The sequence below is a fragment of the Pseudoduganella sp. R-43 genome (assembly GCF_049913255.1).
Taxonomy (GTDB): Bacteria; Pseudomonadota; Gammaproteobacteria; order Burkholderiales; family Burkholderiaceae_D; genus Rugamonas.
The window spans coordinates 5,056,924-5,080,779 of the sequence record NZ_CP183988.1; the positions used below are offsets into that span (position 1 = coordinate 5,056,924).

A 23,856-nucleotide genomic window follows, 5' to 3' on the forward strand; every position below is an offset into this window, starting at 1 on the left:
AGCTTATGTCCAGTTTGCCAACATTCAGTCTCATCCTTGCAATATCCAGGCCGCCCGCCCCTTGCCATCCAGCTTCAAGGAACGCTTCTCGCCGCGGTAGCGCACGCTGACGCTCTCGCCTGGCTTGCCGCGCAGCGCCAGGCGCCGCAGGCGCCCGCCGGACCACTCGACGTCGGCTTCGACTCCGCCGCGGGCACGGATGCCGTGCATGGCCCCCTCCGGCCACCCCTTGGGCAGCGCCGCCAGCACGTGGATTTCATCGCCCCAGGATTGCAGCACCATTTCGATGATCCCCGCCGCGCCGCCGAAATTGCCGTCGATCTGGAACGGAGGATGGGCGTCAAACATGTTCGGATAGGTGCGCTCCGGCCCCAGCAAGCCAAGCAGGATGGCGTGCGCGCGATCACCCTCCCCCATCCGTGCCCACAGGGCCAGCCGCCATGCGGTGGCCCATCCAGTCGATTTGTCGCCCCGCGTGTTCAGCGTGATCATCGCCGCCTGCACCAACTGCGGGGTGTCGCGCACGTTCGCCTGGCTGGACGGATAGATGGCATACAGGTGGGATACATGGCGGTGCTTCTGCTCCGGCGCCCCGGCATCCCAGTCTTCCAGCCATTCCTGGAACTGGCCTTGCGCACCAATGCAGTCCACGGGCAGGCGCGCCATCGTTGTCTCCAGTACGCGCCGCAGTTCGGCGTCGTCCTTCCTCAGCAGCACCTGAGCGGCCAGCGTGTTGCGGAACAGGTCGCGCAGTATCTGGCGGTCCATGGCAGGGCCCGCGCAAATCGCAACGCCCTTGTGATGCTGGTTTTCCGGCGAGATCGAAGGCGATGTCACCAGGCCCCTGCCCTTCGGATCTTCCACCAGGGTATCGATGAAGAACAGGCATGCGCCCCTCATCAATGGGTAGAGACGGCGCAACCAGGCCTCGTCACGCGAATAATCATAATGATCCCAAAGCGTATTGCACAGCCATGCGCCGCCGGTTGGCCAGATTCCCCACAACGGTCCATCGATTGGCGCACTGCCGCGCCACAGGTCGGTGTTGTGGTGGGTGACCCAGCCGCGTGCACCATAAGCCTTGCGCGCCGTGATGGCGCCGGTCACAGCAAGACCCTCGACCATGCGCAGCACCGGCTCCACGCATTCGCCCAGGTTGGCCGGCCCCGCCGGCCAGTAATTCATCTGGGTGTTGATGTTGATTGTGTACTTGCCGCCCCATGGCGGATTGGTACCCTCGTTCCACAGGCCCTGCAGGTTGGCCGGTTCGCTGCCGGGGCGCGAACAGGAAAGCAGCAGGTAGCGCGCATATTGCACGTACAGCGCAGCCAACGTCGGGTCGGGCTGCGATTCCGCGGTGGCGATACGTTCGCTGGTCGGGCGCACATCCTGTCCTTTGCCCAGCCGGATCGAGAACCGGCGGAACAGTGACTGGTGCGAATTCACATGCTCCTGCCGCAAGAGCGCATAAGGCTTTTGCGCCGCCCCTGCGCAATCGCGGCGCACCCGCGCTACAGGATCGCCGCTCGTATCGGCAAAATTGACGTAGCTGGTAGCGGCAGCCACCAGCAGCGTCACAGTGCGCGCACCACGCACCTGTAAACGGTCGCCGGCCACGATTACCTGGCCGTCTGCGATCGCCTGCACCCGCACCGCGTAGCGCAGCGCGCCCGGAATGCCGGAAGAATCATTATTGCGTCCCTCTACCAGCAGCGCGCCATCGCCATCGGCGCCGATTGCCAACTGGGCCGGGCGCGCCGCCTCGTTCAGGTCTTCGCGCAACTCCACCGGCGCTTGCGTAGCACCATACTTGACCTGCGCCGGATGGCGATAGCCAAGATCGAAATCCAGCACGCCTTGCGTAGCGGTCAGCCGGGCCACGATTACCTGCGCGGGAGCGCTGGCAAATACTTCGCGCGTGTAGCGCACCTTGCCTGCCGCATAGCTGGTGTGGACCACGGCTGAATCGAGGCCAAGGGAACGGCGGTATACCGATGGCGCCGCAGGCGCGCCGATAAAGTCGATCAGCAGGTCGCCGGCAGAGCTGTAGGGCATCTGCTGGTGGGAGATCATGGTGCTGCCGCACAGGTCGTGGGCTTCCTTGAACCTGCCCTGATCGATCAGGGTGCGCACTTGCGGCAGCGCAGCCTGGGCGGTGGGCATGTTCGGGTCATGCGGGCCGCCTGCAAACAGGGTATCTTCATTGAGCTGCAGGCGTTCCTGCCCCACGCGCCCGTACACCATGGCGCCCAGCCTGCCGTTACCGACCGGCAGCGCCTCTACCCATGGCCCTGCCGGACGCGCATACCAAAGCTCCAGATCTTCGCGCTTGCCGCGCGCCGTGGCACTCACTGCGGCACCCGCGAGCCCTGGAAATGCCGCCGCCATGCCGAGCGAGACCATCAGGTGCCGCCGCCTGGAATTCACGCCCATCCTGCCTCCGTTCTTGTTAGCATGGGCAAATTATCCTCGTGCCTGACAGCGGCAAAGCTATGACTTATTTAACGCGAACTATGCCTATTGGGCCAGGTTGGTGCGCGCACCGGCGGTGGCAATCGCCTTGGCCTTCACGTCGGCGCCGGCAATCGGGGTATAGGAATAGCCGGTCGGGCCATAGGACTGGGTGCTGCCCCAGTTAGTGGCATTGACCGCGCCGCTCGGGGTGTCCCAGGTAATGCCGCTGCCAACATAGTTGTTGCGCAGCTCCCAGTAACCGATACGGCTGCTGTCGCGCGACGTGACCGGGTTCTTCACGTTCTCGAAGTAATTCGCTTCGATCAGCGAAATGCCGTCCATGCGAACGTTGATGCCGGACGTTTGCACGTCATTGAAGTAGTTGTTGAAAATGTGGCTCATGCCGAAACGCTGCAACGGCAAGCGCGACTTGACGTGCTCGAAGCGGTTGTTGTGGTAGGTGGTGCGGGCGTTGGCGTTGGCCGTATCGCTGTCGCTGTAGCCGTTCAGGGCCACCTTCTGGTAGTTGTACACGTGGTTGTACGACACCGTGATGTGGTGCGCGCCCTTCTTCATGTCGATGCCGCCATCGAACGACGCATCGCCTGCGCCTGGGCAGGAAGTCAGCGAAGCGAAGATGGTGTTGTGGTCGATCCAGATATTGCTTGGCTGGCCGGAGGACATGCCCTCGATCGATATCGAATCGGCCGCCTCGCCGCCCTGCAGCAGGCCGATCATCATGTTCTGCACAATCACGTTGTGCGCATTGCCGGCGATGTGGATGCCAAAGTTGGCGCTCGAATCGCTGGCGCCGATGATGGTGATGTTGCTCTTGTTCTTGATCTCCAGCGTCTGCGCCGGCTTCTGCCACTGCGCGCACACGTCGGTGATGGTGTTGTAGTCGAATTTGCCGGTATACCTCAGTACCAGGCCGGAGTTATCGGTGTAGGCGTTGATCTTAGCCTGGGCATCGGCCAGCGTGGCCACATTGACCGGGGTCTTGCTTCCACCGCCAGTGGTGGCGGCGCCATAGCCGACGGGTCCAGCAACTGCAGAGGTGGCTGCCGCGATAGCGGCCGCCAGGAAGACTACCTTGAGTTGATTAACTTTCATGCGCTTGTCTCCTGTGCTTTCTGGTTTGAGGAGCGCACAGGATGCATTTATTCCAACAGCGCGTCAATTGGCCTGACCAAAATACAACAATCGGACTTACCGCATTAATTTTGGTCCGACCAATATCCAAAGGCAAATAAACTTGGCGGTATGCTATCGTTGAAAAATGAGAAAAATCCTGATCGCCCTGCTTCTGCTGTCCGCCCTGCCCGCAAAAGCCGAGCGCGCCGCCGACATCGACCGCCTGGCCGAGCGTTACCACTCCCTCGGCCAACTGGATGGAGCTGTACTGGTCGCCGACCATGGAAAAGTGGTTTATCACCGCGCCTTTGGGCTGGCCAACCGCGAATGGAAAATTCCCCACACCACTGACACCGTTTTTCGCGTCGCCTCGCTGACCAAGCAATTCACCGCGACCCTGGTCATGCAACTAGCGGAGCAAGGCAAGCTGCAGCTGGACGACCCGATTGGTAAATACGTGCCCGAACTTGATTCGGGGATTGGCAAGCGCGTCACGCTGCACCAGTTGCTGAACCACACTTCCGGCATCGTCGACTACGCAAATTTCCCGGGCTTCTGGGCTAACCGCCTTGGCGAAAAAGTGCCGAAGGCCGATCTCCTCGCGATCATGAACCGCCCGCTGGAATTCGAACCCGGCAGCCAGGGCCACTACAGCAGTTCCAACTACACCCTGCTCGGCTGGGTCATCGAAAAGCAGACCGGAAAGACGTACAGCGAAGCCCTGGATAGCATGATCCTGCGCCCAGCCGGCATGCAGCGCACAGCATATGACGCGCCGGACCGCATCATCCCGCGCAAGGCATCCGGCTATGTGCGTGCCCTCGGCGAATACCGTCCCGCTGATCCGCTCTGGATTCCGAACGTCGGCGCCGGCGGCGGCGTCGCCAGCACCACCGGCGACTTCTTCAAGCTCGATCGCGCCCTGGCCGGCAACGCGCTGCTCAAGCCCGAATCAAAACGGCAGATGTTCACCGCCTATGTCAAGGACGATGTGTGGGGCGATCTCGGTTATGGCTACGGCTGGCTGGTTGGAACGCGCACCATTGCCGGCAAGCCGCGCCTGGTACACGAGCACGGCGGCAACGCCAACGGTTTCCGCACGTTGGTCACGCGCTATCCGGAAGACGGCAAGCTGGTTGTCATCTTCCTCAACGAAGGCAATGGCAACAAGGGGCCGGAGATTTATCGGATGCGCCGCGATTTCACCGACGTACTGTATGGCCAGGCCGTTGCGCAACCCAAGCCCTCTTTGAATGATGTGCTGGCTGCAGAAATTCGCCAGGCCGGCGCCGACGCGGCATTGGCGCGCTTCAAGTTCTTGCTGGCGCAAAGCGACACGCCGGAGGACGGCAATGCGTTGAACCGCCTGGCCTACCAATACGCCGAAGCCGGACAAGCGGCGACCGGCATCGCTATCCTCCAGCGCGCAAGCGAGCTTTTCCCGCGCGACGGCAACCTGCATGACTCCATGGGAGAGCTGTACCTGGCGCTGGGCGAGAATGCCAAGGCCATTGCGGCCTATCAGCGTGCGCTGCAACTGGATCCCGGCAATACGAACGCTGCGGCCATCCTGAAAAGGCTCCAGCCCGAATAGGACGGATCAGTACCGGCCCTGGCAAGTCGGGTATTTATTGTCCATCTATTGTCCATCACGTAGGAATTGGTGAGTGTCTTCCTGGACTGGTTGACCGCCGGAAGTGTTGAAATAAGGATGGCCACATGAAGTTACCTTAGCGACCACACTAATTAACTTTCATCAAATGTAGCACTTACTAATGCAACTAAATTGGGCACAGATGTTGCGACAGGGCGCAATGCGGCCCTGAAATGCAAAAAGCCCAACCGGTTAAGGCTGGGCTTTTCTATATTCTGGCTCCCCGACCTGGACTCGAACCAGGGACCTGCGGATTAACAGTCCGTCGCTCTACCGACTGAGCTATCAGGGATCATTCTCTGACCGCGTTGCGATCAGAGAGCAGCATATTAAAGGACCTTGGCGATGGCGTCAACTACCACATCAATATTCTTCGAGTTCAGCGCTGCAACGCAGATACGGCCGGTGTCCACAGCATAGATCGACTGCTCGCGCAGCTTGCCCACCTGCTCCTTGGTCAGGCCGGAATACGAGAACATGCCGACCTGCTCACGCACGAAGTCGAAATCGTGGCCAGGCGCCTTGACCTTCAGCTTCTGCACGAAGGCCTCGCGCATTTCCTTGATGCGCACGCGCATGCCGGCCAGTTCGTCTTCCCACATCTGGCGCAGCTCTGGGGTTGCCAAGGCGGTTGCCACTACCTTGCCGCCGTGGACCGGTGGGTTGGAGTAGTTGGTACGCACCACGCGCTTCAGTTGCGACAGCAGGCGCGAAGCTTCTTCGGCGGATGCAGCCACCACGCTCAGGGCGCCCACGCGTTCGCCATACAGCGAGAAGGATTTGGAGAAAGAGTTCGACACCAGCAGCGCCACGCCAGTCGCGGCGAAGCGGCGCACTACGGCGCCATCTTCCGCAATGCCGGCGCCGAAGCCCTGGTACGCCATATCCAGGAACGGCACCAGGCCGCCGGCGACTACAGCGGCGATCACCTCATCCCACTGGGACTGGGTCAGGTCGGCGCCGGTCGGGTTGTGGCAGCAAGCGTGCAGCACGACGATGGAGCCGCGCGGCATGGCCTTCAGGGCAGCCAGCATGGCGGCGAAGTTCACGCCATGGGTGGTCTCGTCGTAGTAAGCGTAGTTGTTGACTTTGAAGCCGGCGCTTTCGAACAGCGCGCGGTGGTTTTCCCAGCTTGGATTGCTGATGTAAACCTCGGAATCCGGCGAGAAGCGCTTCAGGAAGTCGGCGCCGAGTTTCAGCGCGCCGGTACCGCCCAGTGCCTGCACGGTCACCGCACGTTTCTCTTGAATTACGGCGCTGTCGGCACCAAATACCAGCTCTTGCACGGCCTTGTCGTATGCGGCCAGGCCTTCGATCGGCAGGTAGGTGCGCGGGGCGTGCTGTTCGATCAGGATTGCTTCCGCCTTTTCCACGCACTTCAGCAGCGGCACTTTGCCATTGTCGTCATAATAGACACCTACGCCCAGGTTAATCTTCGCTGGGTTAGTGTCTGCATTAAAGGCTTCGGTGATGCCGAGGATCGGGTCGCGCGGGGCCATCTCGATGGCGCTGAATACGGAAGGGTTCGTCATGATAAGTTTAGTAACGTTTGAAGGCGGGTCGATGCAAAAGCAGGCCGGCACCCGAACAAAATCCGGTCAGGGCCGCTGACAATCGCATATTCTATCAAAGGTCTGCAGTAATGTCTGATTCCCAAAATACCAGTGCCCCGGCTTCGGAAGTTATCACTTTCCCGGATTCGCCTTACCGGCTGCACCAGCCCTTCCCTCCCGCCGGTGACCAGCCGACCGCCATTGATGGCTTGTGCGAAGGAATTGAAGACGGCTTGTCGTTCCAGACCCTGCTCGGGGTGACGGGTTCCGGCAAGACCTACACCATGGCCAATGTGATCGCCCGTATGGGCCGTCCGGCCATCGTGTTCGCGCCGAACAAGACGCTGGCCGCGCAGCTGTATTCCGAATTCCGTGAATTCTTCCCGGAGAACGCGGTCGAGTACTTCGTGTCGTACTACGATTACTACCAGCCGGAAGCCTACGTGCCGCAGCGCGACCTGTTCATTGAAAAGGACTCGTCGATCAACGAGCACATCGAACAGATGCGCCTGTCCTGCACCAAGTCGCTAATGGAGCGGCGCGACGTAGTGATCGTGGCGACCGTGTCGGCCATCTACGGTATCGGTAATCCGAACGAATACCACCAGATGATCCTGACGCTGCGCGCCAAGGACCGCGTGTCGCAGCGCGACATCATCGCGCGCCTGATCCAGATGCAGTACACGCGCAATGAGATGGACTTCGGCCGCGGCACCTTCCGCGTGCGCGGCGACACCATCGACATTTTCCCGGCCGAACACGCCGATCTGGCGGTGCGCCTGGAAATGTTCGACGACGAGCTGGAATCGATCCAGCTGTTCGATCCGCTGACGGGCAAGGTCAAACAGAAGATTCCGCGCTTCACCGTCTACCCAGGCTCGCACTATGTGACGCCGCGCGCCACCGTGCTGCGTGCGATCGAGACCATCAAGGAAGAACTGCGCGAGCGCCTGGAATTCTTCCGCCGCGAGAACAAGCTGATTGAGGAACAACGCCTGGAACAGCGTACCCGCTTCGACCTGGAGATGATGTCTGAAGTCGGCTTCACCAAGGGCATCGAGAACTACTCGCGCCACCTGTCCGGCGCCAAGCCGGGCGAACCGCCGCCAACCCTGGTCGACTACCTGCCGCGCGATGCGCTCATGTTCCTGGACGAGTCGCACGTGCTGATCGGCCAGTTGTCAGCCATGTACAACGGCGACCGTTCGCGCAAGACCAACCTGGTGGATTACGGCTTCCGCCTGCCATCGGCACTGGACAATCGACCGCTGAAGTTCGAGGAGTTCGAGTCGAAGATGCGGCAGACGGTTTTCGTCTCCGCCACCCCGGCCGAGTACGAGAAGAAGAACGCCGGCGCCGTGGTCGAACAGGTGGTGCGTCCAACCGGCCTGGTCGACCCGCAAGTGATCGTGCGCCCTGCCCGTACCCAGGTCGACGACCTGCTGGGCGAGATCAACGACCGCATCGAGAAGAATGAACGCGTGCTGGTCACCACGCTGACCAAGCGCATGGCGGAGCAACTGACCGAATACCTGGGCGACCACGGCATCAAGGTGCGCTACCTGCACAGCGATGTGGATACCGTGGAGCGCGTGGAAATCCTGCGCGACCTGCGCATTGGTACCTTCGACGTGCTGGTGGGGATCAACCTGCTGCGCGAAGGCCTGGACTTGCCCGAAGTATCGCTGGTGGCGATCCTGGATGCCGACAAGGAGGGCTTCCTGCGTTCCGAGCGCTCACTGATCCAGACCATTGGTCGGGCGGCGCGTAACCTGAACGGTGTGGCGATCCTGTACGCGGACAACATCACCGACTCGATGAAGCGCGCGATCGATGAAACCGAACGGCGCCGGGCCAAGCAGATTGCCTATAACGAGAAGATGGGCATCACGCCGCGCGGCGTGAAGAAGATCATCAAGGATCTGATCGATGGCGTCTACAGCGCTGCGGCCCGCGAGCAGTTGGAGGTATCCGAGGAAGCCGCGAAATACGAGGCCATGAGCGAGAAGCAGATCAGCAAGGAGATCAAGCGGCTCGAGAAGCTCATGCTGGACCACGCGAGGAACCTGGAGTTCGAAAAGGCGGCACAGGTGCGGGATCAGTTGCACCACCTCAAAGAGCAGCTGTTCGGCGCGCCTGGCGCCGATGCGCTTTAAAACCGGTAAACCTGGGTCTGACCCAGAGGGTCAGACCCGGGACTTTCGACGAAGATCAAAGGCGCACAACCAAACCCGTACGGTTTCAGGAAGGCTGCTTGACGATCCGCAGGTAAGGCTTAGGCGCCTTCCACCCGCCTGGGAACAATCCCTTGGCATCATCATCGCTGACCGAGCCAGCGATAATCACATCTTCCCCATCCTTCCAGTTCACCGGCGTGGCCACCTTGTGCTTGGCGGTCAGCTGCATCGAATCGAGCACGCGCAGGATCTCATCGAAATTACGGCCGGTGGTCATCGGATAGGTCAGCATCAATTTGATCTTCTTGTCCGGGCCAACGATGAATACCGAACGCACGGTCGCATTGGTGGCAGCGGTGCGGCCATCCGCAGTACCCGGCTCCTCAGCCGGCAGCATGTTGTACAGCTTTGCCACATTCAGGTCCGTATCGCCAATCATCGGATAGTTCACCTTGGCGCCCTGGGTTTCTTCGATGTCGGAAGCCCACTTGCTGTGGTTCTCGACCGGGTCGATCGACAAGCCGATGATCTTGGTATTGCGCTTGGTGAACTCCGGCTCGATCTTGGCCATGTAGCCCAGCTCCGTGGTGCAAACCGGCGTGAAATCCTTCGGATGCGAGAACAGGACGGCCCACTGGTCGCCAATCCATTCATGGAAATCGATCGGGCCCTTGGTAGTCTGGGCCTTGAAATTTGGTGCGGTATCGTTGATGCGCAGGGACATGACAGCTCCTTTAATGATTGGCATGGCGGGATCAATATCGTGCCACGCCGTCATTATCAAAGCAACATGTTTAGTCCAGAAGTTTGCCAAACAGCGAGACGCCATCGCCGATCAGGTCGATGACATCCAACCCCGTCGCCACGCCATCGATGACGTCCGACGCTGCGCTGCCCTGGGCCTGCGGGCGCGGTGCGGGATGCTGTGCAAGGCGCTTGCGTGCCTCTTCCATGCGCGCATGTTCAGCGTCGCGTTGTGCGATCATTTCCGGTGCAAGCCTGGCCTCGGCAGGCAGGTCGGCGCCGCAATACAGGCAGCGGGCCACGCAGCGATTCAAAATGCCCCGGTTGCAGCCCGTGCAGCGGAACATGGGTTCAAGTTGTTTCATGCCGGCATCTTATCATGCACCAGCACTGCGCCGACCAGGTCTCCCTGCGCAACCAGTACCGAGCGCCCTTGCGCATCCAGCGCAAACAGGCCGCGGCCGTTGCTGTAGACAATGGTGCCGCCCGGCGTCATATCAAACGAACTCACATTGTTCGCCACCACCGCCTCGCCACCGCTGCGCGTGCGGCGCATCAGCTGCCACGACGACGGCACCAGCGAAGGAATGCCGCCGATGCTGGCTTCCTGGCGCAGCGCACGCTCGGCGTCGATACGCTTGCCCTGCAAGACGATGTTTTTCATGTCCGCCTGCATCGGCATGCCGCTCGCACCGGTCAGCGGCTTGCGCGAGTACATCAGCGAGAAGAAATTCAGGTAATGGAACACGGCGCGCAGCAGCCGGAATGGGAAGAACAGCGTATCCAGCACTACATTGCCGGCGTTGTACTGCGGCGGTTCATAAGGACGGCGAATGAAGAACAGCACCCCATCCGGCGCCACGCGTGGGGACAGGAAGTCGTAGCGCGGATCTTCCAGCACCGGCGTAACGCGGCCGGTCGCGGTATTCAATTCCTGCAGCGTCACATGGCCCGTTGCGGCCCAGCCGCCGTGCTGGTCGCGTCCAATCGCTGCGGACTGGTAGATGACTTTGGTCTCGTCACCCGGCACGGGCGCAGGCGCGGAATCGATCGTATCTCCGCCGGTGAGTTCGCGCAGTCCATCGCCATTGCTGCGCATGGTCGCAATATGGCTGGCGCCACCACGCGCCCGCAGCGTGCAGACAATCGTCTCGCCGGACGGCGACAGGCACAAATCATCGAGCTGCAATTGCTGGCGATGCAGCAGGCGTTCTTCCTGCCCGCTGGCGGTGTCGTAAGCGAACAGCCCGCCCATGCCATGGTCTGCCTGGAAGTACAGCAGTTTGCCGTCGCCGGTGAACAGTGCCGACGAAATCAGGAAAGGATCGGTCTGATGATCGAAGTCGCGGTAATTGCCTTGCGCGGCGACACCGAAGGCAGTGTCCTTCTTCCACGCGTTCTTTTCGCGGCTGCGTTCCGCGCGGTCCATCGCCTGCTGCGCATAAGGGCTGGAAATCTCCTGCACTGCGCCATAACCGCCCTGCACGAACAGCTTGCCGTTGGAGACCCAGCCAAGCTGCACCGGCGGCGCGTTGCCGCCCATGGCTTGCGTCGGCGCCGGGGCTGGCGAGCCGGCTGGCTGCACATACTGGTTGGTCGACTTATAGAACAACACAACCAACAACACGACGATTCCCAATATGATCAGGACATGCATGGATCACCCTACCTGTGGCGCCGCGGCGCGGCAAATTCGGATGATTATATTGCCATTGCCCGACAGAAAAAGTCACGGAAAATCACGAGGCGTTACTGCCGCTTTAAAGCGTCTTGACGAACTCGCGCACGCCGCCCAGCAGCATCTCGATCGACATCGCCGCGAGGATCAGCCCCATCAGGCGTTCGAAGGCCGTCATCACCTGCGAACCGAGGGCCTTTTGCAAGCGCTCGGCGCCGAGGAACACCACCAGCCACACCACCACCACGGCCGCCAGCGCCGCCACGTGCATCAGTACTTCGCCGGTGCTCTCGCGCGAGAACAGCAACACGGTCGCCAGCGCGGATGGGCCTGCCAGCGCGGGAATCGCCAGCGGCACGATGAACGGTTCCCCGCCCTCCTGCTTGCCCAGCACCCCGTCCGGATGCGGGAACACCATGCGGATTGCAATCAGCAGCAGGATCACGCTGCCCGCGATGCGCAGCGAGGCTTCAGACAGGCTCAGGGCCTTGAGGAAGTGGCTGCCGAAGAACATGAACACCAGCAGCACGACGAAGGCGATCAGGCATTCGCGCACCACGATTTTCGGGCGGCGCTTGGGCGGCACCGTGGCCAGCGCCGACGCAAAAATGGGAACGTTGCCGAACGGGTCGGTCACCAGCATCAGCAGGATAAAGGTCTGGAAGAAGTCTTGAGTCATGAGTGCGAGTTTACACCACCGGCTTGCGTCGGCGAAGTGGCGGCGGAGGCGCCCTTGCCCAGTTTGCGGTCGCAGGCCTCGGCACTGGCCACGTCCGGCCACAGCTCGGGCATGATGCGCTCGCCAAGTTCCTGGCGCAGCCGGAGGTAAGTCTCGCGGTCATTGGCACGGCAGGCGAATGAGGCGAACTTGTTGCGGCCGCGCAGGTCTTGAGGATGCCGCTGCAGCAGGTCTTCAAAACCGCTCTTCACCATGCGCCATTCCGGCAGGCCGCGTTGCTCGCGGAACTGGATCGCATCGCTGCCATTGCCATCTTCGCGCCAGTACAGGCGCGCGTACATGGCCCCGCCCTCCACTGCCTTGGTGAAGAACACGGCACGCCGTGCAAACTGGTCGAACTGGACCGCACTGCCGCCCGAACGCGGGCTGTAGGCGCGCGACATGGCGAAGTGGATCTGCAAGTCATTCGGGAAAGCCTGCACCGCGTCGAGGTATGCGCTGGCGGCACTGCGGCGCGAACCGGCGCCCTCCAACTGCAGGCTGATGTTCAGGCTATGCCACAGCGGGCAGGCATTGGCCTGCGCCTTGACGTGCTGCAGGCGCGCCATGCCGCGCCCCAACTGCTCCTGGTAAAACGCCATGGCCTCTTTCTGCAGGTGGCCAACGGCGCCCAGGCGCAGTTGCGAGGCATAGGCGCGCCAATAGATCGCTTCGACCAGCGCCTGCGCCAGCGCATCGGGCGCTTGCTGGCGCCATTGCTCCAGCGCGTTGCGGTCAGCTTCCCAGGTTTGCGTGCTGCGGAAATAGCTGTCGAATTGCGCTTCGAAGCCGGCCGGGTCGGATGTGCACGACTCGCGCAGGCTGCGCTCGATGGCGTCGAATTTGCGCTCGGCCCAGTGCTTGTGCAATGCGGCAGGTTTGGCGGCCTGGGCGCCGCCCGGCTCAGGGGGCGACACCGCCAGCATCACAGACAACAGCATCGAAGGAAACATCGACTATCCTGGCAACAGCAAAATAATGCCAAGAATTGTATAGTCATTTCCCCATGGAAATATCTTAAAATACCGATAGCTGCTGATTTTTCGCAATTTGTGGCGAATTCAGTACACTTGCTTCTTTGCCGTTTATTTTGAAAGAAGAACATGAAGCGACTGTTTTCCGCCTGCCTTATCGGCGCAAGCCTTACCCTGGCATTGGCCGGCTGCGAGCGCAGCAATCCACCGGCGCAATCCGAAGCCGCCGCCATCCCGTTCCAGAAGATTGATACCGTTGTCGGCACCGGCAAGGAAGCGCTTGCCGGCGCTAGCGTCGTCGTCAATTACACCGGATGGATTTACGAACCGAACTCGCCGCAGCAGCATGGCGCGCAGTTCGATTCGTCCATCGGCCGCAAGCCTTTCAGCTTCCCGCTCGGCGCCGGACAAGTGATTCCAGGCTGGGACCAAGGCGTGCAGGGAATGAAGGTGGGCGGCAAACGCACCCTGGTCGTGCCTGCTTCCCTGGGCTATGGCAGCAACGGCATCGGTCCGATTCCGCCGAACTCGAACCTGATCTTCGACGTCGAACTGCTGGAAGTACGCTGAAAAAAAAGCGGAAGGGCTTCCACCCTTCCGCTTTCTTTCGAAGCCGACGCAATTATGCGCCGGTCTCGCCTTTCTTGATCCATGCCGCCAGCTGGTGCGGACGCAGGCCGTCGTAGTCTTCGAACGGCTGGTGGATCCACGGATTGTGCGGCAGCTCTTCCATCTGGTAATCAGGCTTGAACGCGGAGCAGCCCTTGGTCCAGATCACGGCCGAACGCACTTCAGTCACGCCTTCAAAGTTGTCCTTCAGGTGCTTCATCACCTTGGTCAGGGTCACGCCGGAATCAGCCAGGTCGTCCACCAGCAGGATCTTGCCGGACAGCGGGCCCTTGGTCATGGTCATGTACTTGGCGATATCCAGGTCGCCGCGCACGGTGCCCGCTTCTTCGCGGTAGGAGCTGGTCGACAGGATCGCCAGCGGCACGTCGAAGATGCGCGAGAACACGTCGCCAGGACGCACGCCGCCGCGCGCCAGGCACAGCACCATGTCGAACTTCCAGCCCGATTCATGGACCTTCAGCGCCAGGCGCTCGATCAGGCGGTGATACTCGTCCCAGGAGACCCACAGGTGCTTTTGGTCGGATTGCGGAGTGCTCATTATTGCTTTTCCTTCTCTCTGAAATTGGAAAGGCGGGTCATTGACCCGCCCTACTGTCCGGCGCTGGCCGGTACGGGCGGGCTTGTGGCCCGCCTTGCAATGCGTTACTCGAACGGGTGGCGCAGGACGATGGTCTCTTCGCGGTCAGGGCCGGTGGAAACCATATCGATCGGCACGCCGACCACTTCTTCAATGCGCTTGATGTAAGCACGGGCAGCGGCAGGCAGCGCGTCCATCGACTTGGCGCCGACGGTGCTTTCCTTCCAGCCTGGCATTTCTTCGTAGATCGGCTGGCACAGCGCAGCGTCTTCGGCGCCGACCGGGAAGATGTCGACCTGCTTGCCGTTGATGGTGTAGCCGGTGCAGATCTTCAGGGTTTCCAGGCCGTCCAGCACGTCCAGCTTGGTCAGGCACATGCCCGACACGCCGTTGATCTGCACCGAACGGCGCAGCAGCGCTGCGTCGAACCAGCCGCAACGACGGGCACGGCCGGTCACGGTGCCGAACTCGTGGCCCACGGAGGACAGGTGGTGGCCGACGCCTGCATCGGTCGGCAGTTCGGATGGGAACGGGCCGGAACCAACGCGGGTGGTGTAGGCCTTGGTGATGCCCAGGATGTAGTGCAGCATGCCAGGACCGACGCCGGCGCCGGCAGCAGCGTTACCCGCCACGCAGTTCGACGAGGTGACGAACGGATAGGTGCCGTGGTCGACGTCCAGCAGCGAGCCTTGCGCGCCTTCGAACAGCAGCGAGCCGCCGGCCTTGTGGGTTGCGTACAGGGCGGACGACACGTCAGTCACCATCGGGCGCAGGCGCGGCACGTAGGCCAGCGCATCGTCCAGGGTCTTCTGGTAATCGATCTTCGGCGCCTTGAGGTAGTTTTCCAGGACGTAGTTGTGGTAGTCCAGGTTCTCTTTCAGCTTCTCTGCAAAGCGCTCGGCGTTCAGCAGGTCGGCCACGCGGATGGCGCGGCGGGCGACCTTGTCTTCGTATGCAGGGCCGATGCCCTTGCCGGTGGTGCCGATCTTGGCGGCGCCGCGGGCGGCTTCACGCGCCGCGTCCAGCGCCGTGTGGTAAGGCAGGATGACCGGGCAAGCCTCGGAGATCTTCAGGCGGGAAGCCACTTCCACGCCGGCTGCTTCCAGCTTGTCGATTTCGCGCAGCACGTCAGGCACGGACAGCACCACACCGTTGCCGATGTAGCAGGCCACGCCTGGGCGCATGATGCCCGAAGGGATGAGCTGCAGGGCGGTCTTGACGCCGCCGATCACGAGGGTGTGGCCCGCGTTGTGGCCGCCCTGGAAGCGCACCACGCCCTGGGCGTGTTCAGTCAGCCAGTCGACGATCTTGCCTTTGCCTTCATCGCCCCACTGGGTGCCGATAACAACAACGTTCTTTGCAGTTTTGTTTGACATCACAATTAACCTAAGTTTTTGAGAATCCAGTTACTACCACTTTCGTCGAGCACCAGCGCGCGATCGCACTCGAACTCGTCCTGTTCATCGTTATGACCCGGCAGCGACTGGATCACAACTTCGCCGGACTTGCGCAGCTCGGCGATTTTTTCTTTCAATTCCGGTGCATTGCCCCATGGCGCGCGGATCGAATGCTTGCGCTCCGCGGTCGGCAGCAGGCGCGCCAGTTCGCGCAGGTCCAGCGAGAAGCCGGTGGCCGGACGCGCGCGGCCGAATGCTTCGCCCACGTGGTCGTAGCGGCCGCCGCGTGCTACCGCATTCGGCAGGCCCGGCACGTACAGGGCGAACATGGCGCCGCTCTCATACTGGTAGCCGCGCAGGTCGGCCAGGTCGATCGCCACTTCGGCGCGGCCGATGGCCGATGCCGCCAGCGCAGCCAGTTCCGCCAGCGCATGGGTGATGCCCGGCAGTGGCGGCAGCACTTCGCGCGCGCGCTTCAGCACTTCGACGTCGCCGTACAGGTTCGGCAATGCCAGCAGTGCTGCGCGGGTCACCTCGTTGTACCTGGCGGTCTGCTGCTGCAGCCCCGGCGCATCCTTGCCGCGCAGCAGGGCCACGATGGCGTCGTAATCCCTGGTCGCGGCAGGATCCTGCGCCAGGATCGCGCGCAGCACGCCGACGTGGGTCAGGTCCAGGCGCATGTCGGTGAAACCGGCCAGCGACAGCGAGCCGAGTGCCAGTTCCTGGATTTCCGCGTCCGCTTCCAGGCCGGCATGGCCGTAGATTTCGGCGCCGATCTGGTAAGGCTCTCGCGTCGAATGCAGGCCGGACGGGCGGGTATGCAGCACGGAGCCGGCATAGCACAGGCGGGTCACGGTGGCGCGATTCAGCAGGTGGGCGTCGATGCGCGCCACCTGGGTCGTCATGTCGGCGCGCAGGCCCAGCATGCGGCCGGAAATCTGGTCCACCAGCTTGAACGTGCGCAGGTCCGTGTCGGCACCGGCGCCGGTCAGCAGGGACTCGACGTACTCCAGCATCGGCGGCATCACAAGCTCGTAGCCGTACAGCCGGAAGTTATCCAGCATCAGGCGGCGCAACTCCTCGATCTTGCGTGCTTCGGATGGCAAGACGTCGGCAATATATTCAGGCAAAAGCCAATTCGGCATGGTTGGTGCTATTGAATTAAAAACAATGCAGGCGCAACTACGCCATCCGGAAAATCGGATGACCAAACCGCGTATTTTACGCGAAATTGTTGCGGTGCAGGTAAAAAAATGGCGCCGCAGGAGCGGCGCCATAGCTGCTGAAACTGTTACTTGCCGGAGCCTGCGCTCTTGAAGTATTTGAAGAAGTCGGACTGTGGATCGACCAGCATCACGTCAGCCTTGGTCTTGAAGGAAGCACGGTAAGCTTCCAGCGAACGGTAGAACTTGTAGAACTCCGGATTGCGGCCGAATGCTTCGGCATAGATCTGGGACGCCTTGGCATCGCCCTCGCCCTTGATCTTTTCCGCTTCGCGGTAAGCCTCGGCCAGGATCACGGTACGCTGCTTGTCGGCGTCGGCGCGCACCTGCTCCGACTCGGCGGCGCCGGTGGAACGGGCTTCGTTGGCCACGCGGGCGCGCTCGGCCTTCATGCGCTCGTACACCGAGTTGTTGATCTGCTCAACGTAGTCCACGCGCTTCAGGCGCACGTCGACGATTTCCACGCCGATCTGCTTGGCCTCGTCCACCACCTTGCTGCGGATTGATTCCATCACCTTGCCGCGCTGGCCGGAGATCACTTCGCGCACGGTGCGCTTGGTAATTTCGTCGTTCAGCGCCGCCTTCACGATCTGCTGCATGCGGTCGCCGGCCCTGCTTTCGTCGCCACCGAAGGAGACGAAGTACAGGCGCGGGTCAGTCACCTTCCATTTGACGAAGGCATCCACCAGGATGTTCATCTTTTCAGCGGTAATGAAGCGGTCAGCCTCTTTCGGGTCCAGGGTCTGGATGCGCTTGTCCAGGTACACCACGTTCTGGAACGGCGGCGGCAGCTTGAAGTGCAGGCCAGGCTCGGAGATCACCTGCTTCACTTCGCCCAGCGCGAACACGATGGCGTACTTGCGCTGGTCCACCACGAACACGGTGGACGACAGCAGCATCAGGGCGATGAAGCCGGTAATCAGGATAGTTGCAAAGCGATTCATTAACGGCCCTCCCGGTCACGGGACGATTCACGCGAACGGCCATCGCGGCGGTTCGGGTCGGATGTCGGTTCCGGCGGCAGCAGCACGGCCGCTGGCGGCGGCGGCGTCACGCTGGCGGCGCGGCCCTCGGTAGCTGCCACCTGGGCGATCAGCTTGTCCAGCGGCAGGTACAGCAGGTTGCTGCCAGCCTTGGAATCGACCATCACCTTGCTGGTGTTGGAGAAGATCTGCTGCATGGTGTCCAGGTACATGCGGTCGCGCGTCACGGCCGGCGCCTTCTGGTACTCGGCCAGCACGGACTTGAAGCGGTCCGCGTTACCGGTCGCATTCTGCACCGTCATGGCGCGGTAGGCTTCGGCTTCCTGGATCAGGCGGAATGCCGCACCGCGCGCTTTCGGCACGATGTCGTTGGCATAGGCCTGGCCTTCGTTCTTCTGGCGCTCGCGGTCCTGCCCTGCTTTCACGGCGTCATCGAACGCGGCCTGCACCTGCTCCGGCGGCTGCACGCCCTGCATCGTCACGTTGGTCACTTGCGCGCCCGAGTTGTAGCGGTCCAGGATGGTCTGCATCAGTTGCTGGGTGTCGGTGGCGACCTTTTCGCGGCCTTCATACAGCACGAAGTCCATCTTGCTGCGGCCGACGATTTCGCGGATCGCCGTTTCGGCCACCTGGCCTACCGTGCCTTCCGCATCGCGATTGGCATACAGCCACTTCACCGGATCGCTTACCTTGTACTGCACGGCGAACTGGATGTCGATGATGTTCTCGTCTTCGGTCAGCATCAGCGCTTCGGAAGCCATCTTGGTCTTCGCGCTGCCGCGGTAGCCTACTTCGACCGTGCGCACCTGGGACACGTTGACGATTTCATTGCCCTGGAACGGATACGGCCAGCGCCAGTTGAAACCGGCCGGCGTGGTATGGCTGAATTTGCCGAACGTGGTGACCACGCCGGTCTGGCCTTCCTGCACGATGAACGCGCCGGAGGCGAGCCACACCAGGGCTGCCACCGAAGCGACCGCGCCAACGGTGAAGCCGGCGCCCTTCATGTCGCCGCCGCCATTGCCGCCACCGCCCGGATTGCTGCCGCGGTTCTTGCCGCCGCCGAACAGGCCATTCAGGCGCTGGTTGAAATCACGCCAGAGTTGATCGAGGTCCGGCGGCCCTTCGCCGGGCTTTTTGCCTTCCTGGGCAATATAGTTGCCGAGTCTTTTCTTGAGAGAGGAAAAAGGCATATTTTTCTTTTAGTGAGATCCTACTTGGGTAAAGTTGAGAATACTGTCAGGCGCCAGCTCCTCCTTGGGGTTGGCCAGCGCCTCCTGCTCATCCCGTGCTGCCTCACAGATTGCATCGCGCAGCAGGTTCAGGCCTTCGCCCGTGCGTGCGCTGATGAATACGCGGGAAATCTTATCATACTCATTACGTTCGACCGCCGGCTCCAGGCCTGCCGCATCGATCTTGTTCCACACCAGGATCTGCGGGATATGGTCGGCGCCGATCTCGCGCAGCACCAGGTTGACCTGCTCGATCTGCTCCATGCGCACCGGCGACGAACCGTCGACCACGTGCAGCAGCAAATCGGCATGGATGGTCTCTTCCAGCGTGGCGCGGAAGGCGGCCACCAGCTGGTGTGGCAATTCGCGCACGAAGCCGACCGTGTCGGAGACCACCACGTTGCCGATTTCCTCGCCCATGTAGACCCGGCGAGAGGTCGTATCGAGCGTGGCGAACAGCTGGTCCGCGACGTAGACGCCGGCCTTGGTCATGGTATTGAACAGGGTCGACTTGCCGGCATTGGTATAGCCGACCAGGGACACCGAGAACGTGTGGCTGCGGCCGCGGGCGCGGCGCTGGGTCTCGTGCTGCTTGCGCAGCTTGGCCAGGCGGGCACGCAGCATCTTCACGCGTTCGCCGATCAGGCGGCGGTCGGTTTCGAGCTGGGTTTCACCGGGACCGCGCAGGCCGATACCGCCCTTCTGGCGCTCAAGGTGGGTCCAGCCGCGCACCAGGCGCGTGGCCAGGTGCTGCAACTGGGCCAGCTCGACCTGCAGCTTGCCCTCGTGGCTTTGCGCGCGCTGCGCAAAGATGTCGAGGATCAGGCTGGTGCGGTCAAGCACCCTGACGTTCAGGCGTTTTTCCAGGTTGCGCTGCTGGGCTGGGGACAGCGCATGATTGAAGATGACGATTTCGAGCTTGTGGTCTTGCACTGCATGACCGATTTCATCGGCCTTGCCGCTACCGACGAAATACGCGGCATCCGGCGAAGACCGTTTGCCGGTAATGGTGGTGACCGGCTCTGCGCCCGCGGAGCGGGCCAGCAGCATCAACTCCTCGATACTGGCAGCAAAGTCGCCCTGACCGAAATCTACCCCGACTAAAGCTGCACGCATACGAAGTGGCTTACTCCGCTGCCTCGGAGGAGTTATCCATGTTCAGGTTGACGGCGCGGGCAGGCACCACGGTGGAAATGGCGTGCTTGTAAACCATCTGGGTCACGGTGTTACGCAGCAGGACCACGTATTGGTCGAAAGACTCGATATGACCCTGCAGCTTGATGCCGTTGACCAGGTAGATCGAGACTGGAACGTGCTCTTTACGCAGCGCGTTCAGGAATGGGTCTTGTAACAATTGCCCTTTATTGCTCATAACAGCTCCGTTTTATGTTGTTGTGTACGAATTGGAGACGCTGCGCCTGTTTTTCAAGTGCTGGGGATGCTGCTCCAAAGACACTGTACCTTGTTTTTTTAAATCTTGCAGCCGGATAAACCTTAAGGTCAGCTTATTCCGGGGTCAGGGCCGGCATTTGCTCCGCAAATGCCGGCCCTGAACTCGCTGATCAAGCCTTCTCGCGCTTGTCGAAAGGATTCTTGCCGTTGCGCAACTCAATCCGCAGCGGGGTGCCGACCAGCTTGAAACTATCGCGGAAATGCTTCTCCAGATAGCGCTTGTACGGCTCGGACACCGCATCCAGCGAATTGCCGTGGATGACGATGATCGGCGGATTCTGGCCGCCCTGGTGCGCATAGCGCATTTTCGGACGCACGCCAGCCTTGCGCTTCGGTTCCTGCTTCTCGATCGCTTCCTGCAAGGCGCGGGTCAGCTTGGGCGTCGGCAGGTCGGCCGTGGCGGCGGCATAAGCGCCGTTCACGGATTTCATCAGCGGGCCGATGCCGGTGCCGCGCAGGGCCGAGATGAAGTGGGTATTGGCGAAGGACAGGAAGTCCAGCTTGCGGTCCATGTCCATCTTCACCTGGTCGCGGTCGTCCGACTGCAAGCCGTCCCACTTGTTGACCGCCACCACCAGGGCACGGCCCGACTCCAGGATGAAGCCCGCAATGTGGGCATCCTGCTCGGAGATATCCTGCTGCGCATCGAGCATCAGGATCACCACATTGGCTTCCGAGATCGACTGCAGCGTCTTCACTACCGAGAACTTCTCGATGGCCTCGAACACCTTGCCGCGGCGGCGGATACCGGCCGTGTCGATCAGGGTGTACTGCTTGCCGTCGCGCTCGAACGGGATCTCGATCGAATCGCGGGTCGTGCCCGGCATGTCGAAGGCGATCACGCGCTCTTCGCCCACCAGGGTGTTGATCAGGGTCGACTTGCCCACGTTCGGGCGGCCTACCAGGGCGATCTTCACGCCGCGTTCCTGCGGCAGCAGTTCTTCCTCGTCGGCCGGGCGCGAGGCGAAAGCCTTGTCCAGCGCTTCGGCCACCAGGTCGTGCACGCCGTCGCCGTGGGCGCCGGAAATCGCATACGGATCGCCCAGTCCCAGCTCGTAGAAGTCCGATACGGCAGCGGTATAGCGCATGCCTTCGGCCTTGTTCACCACGAGCAGCACCGGACGGCCGGATTTGCGCAGGAAATCGGTAATCGTCTTGTCGTGCGGGGTCATGCCCTGGCGGCCATCGACCAGGAACACCACCACGTCGGCTTCGGCCACGGCCTGCTTGGTCTGCAGGGCCATCTGGAACATGATGCCTTCCTTGGCGACCGGTTCGAAACCGCCGGTATCGATGACCAGGAACGGGCGATTGCCCACGCGGCCCTCGCCATAGTGACGATCGCGCGTCAGGCCAGGGAGGTCCGCCACCAGCGCATCGCGCGAGCGGGTCAGTCGATTGAATAAGGTCGATTTCCCGACGTTCGGGCGACCAACAAGTGCAATTACCGGCTTCATATTATTTTTATTCGACCGCGATAGCGGCCACAGTCCCATTCTGGGTTTGGAAAATCACATTCGGACCCGACAACAGCGGCGCCGACTTGATGGCGCTGCCGTCGGTGCTGATCCGACCTAAAATCGTGCCGTCTTCCCGCGACAGGAAGTGCACATAACCTTCGAGGTCGCCCACGGCCACGAAACGGCCATAGGAAACCGGAGCCGACAAGCGGCGGTATGCCAGCTTCTCGTTCTTCCATGCCGATGCGCCGCCTTCGCGGGCAAAGGCCTGCACGGCGCCCTTCTCGTCCGACACGAACACGAAGCGCTGGTCCACGCCCACGCCCACGTCCGACGATGCCGGCTTGGTCCAGCGGGCCACGCCGGTATTGATGTCCAGGCAGCCCACCTTGCCCTGGTAGCTCACCGCGCACAGGTCTTGCTCGAACACGGTCGGGGTGCCGCTGATGTCGGACACGCGTTCCAGTTCAGTCGCGCCGCGCGGTTCGGACAGCGGCACTTCAAAGCGCGGCACGCCGTTTGACAGCGCCATCGCCAGAATGCGGCCAGCAGGCTGCGCCGCGTACACATTGTTGTTGGCGATCACCAGGCCTGGCATATTACGCAGCGTCAGCGGCGGCGTGACACGCTGAATGAACCAGCGCTTCTTGCCATCGGCCGCGTCATAGGCGGTGACCTTGTTATCCACGGTGCGCACGATCACCACGTCGTTGCCGACTGCCGGCGAGGACAGGATTTCGCTCGACGCCTGGACTTTCCACAGCGCCTTGCCGCTGCCATCGAAGGCCATCAGCTGGCCTTTGACAGCGCCCACTGCCACCAGCTTGCCATCCGGGCTGACGCCGACGCCGGCGGTCAGGTCGGCGCCGGTCTTGCTGCGCCACTGCACCTTGCCGCTGGCGGCGTCCAGGCGCTCGATCACGCCGTCGGCATCGGCCACGAACACGCTGTTGTCTGCCAGCGCAGGCGTGAACACGTTGACGCCCGCCTTGCCGGTGCTGTGCTTCCAGACGATGCGGGCCGGCACGCCGGACTTCAGTTCTTCCAGCTTGGCCGGCGCGAACTTGTCTTCCTTCTTGAACGGATTCAGGCTGCCGCAGCCGGCAGCCAGCGCTACGACGCCCAGCGCAATAACAGTACGGGTGGCAAGCATCGGATCAGGCCTTCACTTCCGGCACCGTGCCGCCAATGGATTCGAGCTTGAGCTGGATCAGCTGGCGGCCGGGATTGTTCTTCTCGGCCGCTTCCAGTGCTGCCTTGTAGGCAGTGCGGGCCTCTTCCATCTTGTTCTGGGCAGCCAGGATGTCGCCCTTGCGGTCCTCCACGGAAGCCTTGAACTGCGGCAGCGCTGCCACGGCCAGCGCCTTCAGCGCGGCGTCGTAGGCCTTCTCGTCCAGCAGCACGCCGGCCAGGCGGATCGACGCGATGTTCTTGTGTTCATCGTTGCCGTGCGCAACCACCCACTCCAGCTGGGCCTTGGCAGACTTCAGGTCATTGGCATCGAAGAAGGACTTGGCAGCGCTCAGTGCGCCCAGCGAAGCATAGGCGGTGCGGCCGAACTTGGTCTCGATGTCGCCCGCCACGCGCGCCACCTTGGCATTGTCCTTGGCGTTGACAGCGCTCTGCAGTTCGTCAAACAGCACGGAGGCTTGCGCCGCCTGGTTGCGCTGGTAGTAGTTCCAGCCGTTCCAGCCCGAATAGGCGGCCAGGCCTGCGATCACCACCCAGGTGGTCAGGTTACCGTACTTTGCCCACCATGCCTTGAGGTTAGCAAGCTGTTCTTGTTCGTCGAGATCGTATGCCATGTTTCAGTCTG

21 protein-coding genes and 1 tRNA gene are annotated in these 23,856 nt (G+C 61.8%); 3 read left to right on the plus strand and 19 right to left on the minus strand.

What is annotated here, in order from left to right; genetic code table 11:
• Positions 1-30 precede the first annotated feature (30 nt).
• Together ACN9M3_RS23000 and ACN9M3_RS23005 are read right to left on the minus strand one after the other, a co-directional pair.
• Positions 31-2,433 (minus strand): glycoside hydrolase family 95 protein, encoded by a 2,403-nt coding sequence (locus tag ACN9M3_RS23000; protein WP_426318737.1) that lies wholly within the window; start codon positions 2,431-2,433, stop codon positions 31-33.
• Positions 2,434-2,517: 84 nt separating this feature from the next.
• A complete protein-coding gene (locus tag ACN9M3_RS23005; RefSeq protein WP_426163048.1) occupies positions 2,518-3,567 on the minus strand; it encodes a pectate lyase family protein in 1,050 nt (349 codons plus the stop codon).
• Positions 3,568-3,733: 166 nt separating this feature from the next.
• Between ACN9M3_RS23005 and ACN9M3_RS23010 the strand changes: the two genes are divergently transcribed.
• The gene (locus tag ACN9M3_RS23010; protein ID WP_426318738.1) at positions 3,734-5,182 is read left to right on the plus strand and encodes a serine hydrolase; all 1,449 of its coding nucleotides are present in this window, start codon (positions 3,734-3,736) and stop codon (positions 5,180-5,182) included.
• Positions 5,183-5,458: 276 nt separating this feature from the next.
• On the opposite strand, the gene ACN9M3_RS23015 is transcribed toward ACN9M3_RS23010, so the two are convergent.
• Positions 5,459-5,534: transfer RNA gene (locus ACN9M3_RS23015), tRNA-Asn, on the minus strand.
• 37 nt (positions 5,535-5,571) lie between these two features.
• The gene (locus ACN9M3_RS23020) at positions 5,572-6,774 is read right to left on the minus strand and encodes an amino acid aminotransferase (RefSeq protein ID WP_426318739.1); all 1,203 of its coding nucleotides are present in this window, start codon (positions 6,772-6,774) and stop codon (positions 5,572-5,574) included.
• Positions 6,775-6,884: 110 nt separating this feature from the next.
• Between ACN9M3_RS23020 and uvrB the strand changes: the two genes are divergently transcribed.
• Positions 6,885-8,951, plus strand: coding sequence for an excinuclease ABC subunit UvrB (gene uvrB, locus ACN9M3_RS23025; RefSeq protein ID WP_426163056.1), 2,067 nt, complete (start codon positions 6,885-6,887; stop codon positions 8,949-8,951).
• A gap of 85 nt (positions 8,952-9,036) precedes the next feature.
• On the opposite strand, the gene ACN9M3_RS23030 is transcribed toward uvrB, so the two are convergent.
• The 5 genes from ACN9M3_RS23030 to ACN9M3_RS23050 all read right to left on the minus strand — a co-directional run bounded on the left by ACN9M3_RS23030 (position 9,037) and on the right by ACN9M3_RS23050 (position 13,065).
• Positions 9,037-9,696: a peroxiredoxin gene (locus tag ACN9M3_RS23030; protein WP_426163059.1), complete on the minus strand. Its 660-nt coding sequence runs from the start codon at positions 9,694-9,696 to the stop codon at positions 9,037-9,039.
• Between the two features lie 70 nt (positions 9,697-9,766).
• On the minus strand, positions 9,767-10,081 hold the full coding sequence (locus tag ACN9M3_RS23035; RefSeq protein ID WP_426163062.1) for a hypothetical protein: 315 nt from the start codon (positions 10,079-10,081) through the stop codon (positions 9,767-9,769).
• On the minus strand, positions 10,078-11,373 hold the full coding sequence (locus ACN9M3_RS23040) for a TolB family protein (RefSeq protein ID WP_426318740.1): 1,296 nt from the start codon (positions 11,371-11,373) through the stop codon (positions 10,078-10,080). Before ACN9M3_RS23040 ends, ACN9M3_RS23035 begins: the two co-directional genes overlap by 4 nt.
• A gap of 103 nt (positions 11,374-11,476) precedes the next feature.
• A complete protein-coding gene (locus tag ACN9M3_RS23045; protein WP_057259514.1) occupies positions 11,477-12,073 on the minus strand; it encodes a MarC family protein in 597 nt (198 codons plus the stop codon).
• The gene (locus tag ACN9M3_RS23050; protein ID WP_426318741.1) at positions 12,070-13,065 is read right to left on the minus strand and encodes a hypothetical protein; all 996 of its coding nucleotides are present in this window, start codon (positions 13,063-13,065) and stop codon (positions 12,070-12,072) included. Before ACN9M3_RS23050 ends, ACN9M3_RS23045 begins: the two co-directional genes overlap by 4 nt.
• A 150-nt stretch (positions 13,066-13,215) precedes the next feature.
• Between ACN9M3_RS23050 and ACN9M3_RS23055 the strand changes: the two genes are divergently transcribed.
• A complete protein-coding gene (locus ACN9M3_RS23055) occupies positions 13,216-13,656 on the plus strand; it encodes an FKBP-type peptidyl-prolyl cis-trans isomerase (RefSeq protein ID WP_426318742.1) in 441 nt (146 codons plus the stop codon).
• 52 nt (positions 13,657-13,708) lie between these two features.
• Here the strand turns inward: ACN9M3_RS23055 and ACN9M3_RS23060 are convergent, their stop codons facing one another.
• The 10 genes from ACN9M3_RS23060 to ACN9M3_RS23105 all read right to left on the minus strand — a co-directional run bounded on the left by ACN9M3_RS23060 (position 13,709) and on the right by ACN9M3_RS23105 (position 23,845).
• Entirely contained in the window at positions 13,709-14,254 is a 546-nt protein-coding gene (locus ACN9M3_RS23060; RefSeq protein WP_426163072.1) for a phosphoribosyltransferase, read from the minus strand.
• A gap of 104 nt (positions 14,255-14,358) precedes the next feature.
• Positions 14,359-15,669 carry an adenylosuccinate synthase gene (locus ACN9M3_RS23065; protein WP_426163074.1) on the minus strand — a complete coding sequence of 437 codons (1,311 nt, stop codon included), beginning with the start codon at positions 15,667-15,669 and terminating at the stop codon, positions 14,359-14,361.
• Between the two features lie 5 nt (positions 15,670-15,674).
• Positions 15,675-16,835, minus strand: coding sequence for an ATP phosphoribosyltransferase regulatory subunit (locus ACN9M3_RS23070; RefSeq protein WP_426318743.1), 1,161 nt, complete (start codon positions 16,833-16,835; stop codon positions 15,675-15,677).
• A gap of 146 nt (positions 16,836-16,981) precedes the next feature.
• Positions 16,982-17,857 carry a protease modulator HflC gene (gene hflC, locus ACN9M3_RS23075; protein ID WP_426318744.1) on the minus strand — a complete coding sequence of 292 codons (876 nt, stop codon included), beginning with the start codon at positions 17,855-17,857 and terminating at the stop codon, positions 16,982-16,984.
• Positions 17,857-19,089: an FtsH protease activity modulator HflK gene (gene hflK / locus ACN9M3_RS23080; protein ID WP_426163080.1), complete on the minus strand. Its 1,233-nt coding sequence runs from the start codon at positions 19,087-19,089 to the stop codon at positions 17,857-17,859. The genes hflC and hflK overlap by 1 nt, the downstream gene beginning before the upstream one ends.
• Positions 19,090-19,098: 9 nt before the next feature.
• Positions 19,099-20,244, minus strand: coding sequence for a GTPase HflX (hflX, locus tag ACN9M3_RS23085; protein ID WP_426318745.1), 1,146 nt, complete (start codon positions 20,242-20,244; stop codon positions 19,099-19,101).
• Positions 20,245-20,254: 10 nt separating this feature from the next.
• Positions 20,255-20,500 (minus strand): RNA chaperone Hfq, encoded by a 246-nt coding sequence (hfq, locus tag ACN9M3_RS23090; protein WP_055931606.1) that lies wholly within the window; start codon positions 20,498-20,500, stop codon positions 20,255-20,257.
• Positions 20,501-20,690: 190 nt separating this feature from the next.
• The gene (gene der, locus ACN9M3_RS23095) at positions 20,691-22,037 is read right to left on the minus strand and encodes a ribosome biogenesis GTPase Der (protein WP_426318746.1); all 1,347 of its coding nucleotides are present in this window, start codon (positions 22,035-22,037) and stop codon (positions 20,691-20,693) included.
• Positions 22,038-22,044: 7 nt separating this feature from the next.
• Positions 22,045-23,193 carry an outer membrane protein assembly factor BamB gene (gene bamB, locus ACN9M3_RS23100; RefSeq protein WP_426163090.1) on the minus strand — a complete coding sequence of 383 codons (1,149 nt, stop codon included), beginning with the start codon at positions 23,191-23,193 and terminating at the stop codon, positions 22,045-22,047.
• Between the two features lie 4 nt (positions 23,194-23,197).
• On the minus strand, positions 23,198-23,845 hold the full coding sequence (locus ACN9M3_RS23105) for a YfgM family protein (RefSeq protein WP_426163092.1): 648 nt from the start codon (positions 23,843-23,845) through the stop codon (positions 23,198-23,200).
• Positions 23,846-23,856 lie beyond the last annotated feature (11 nt).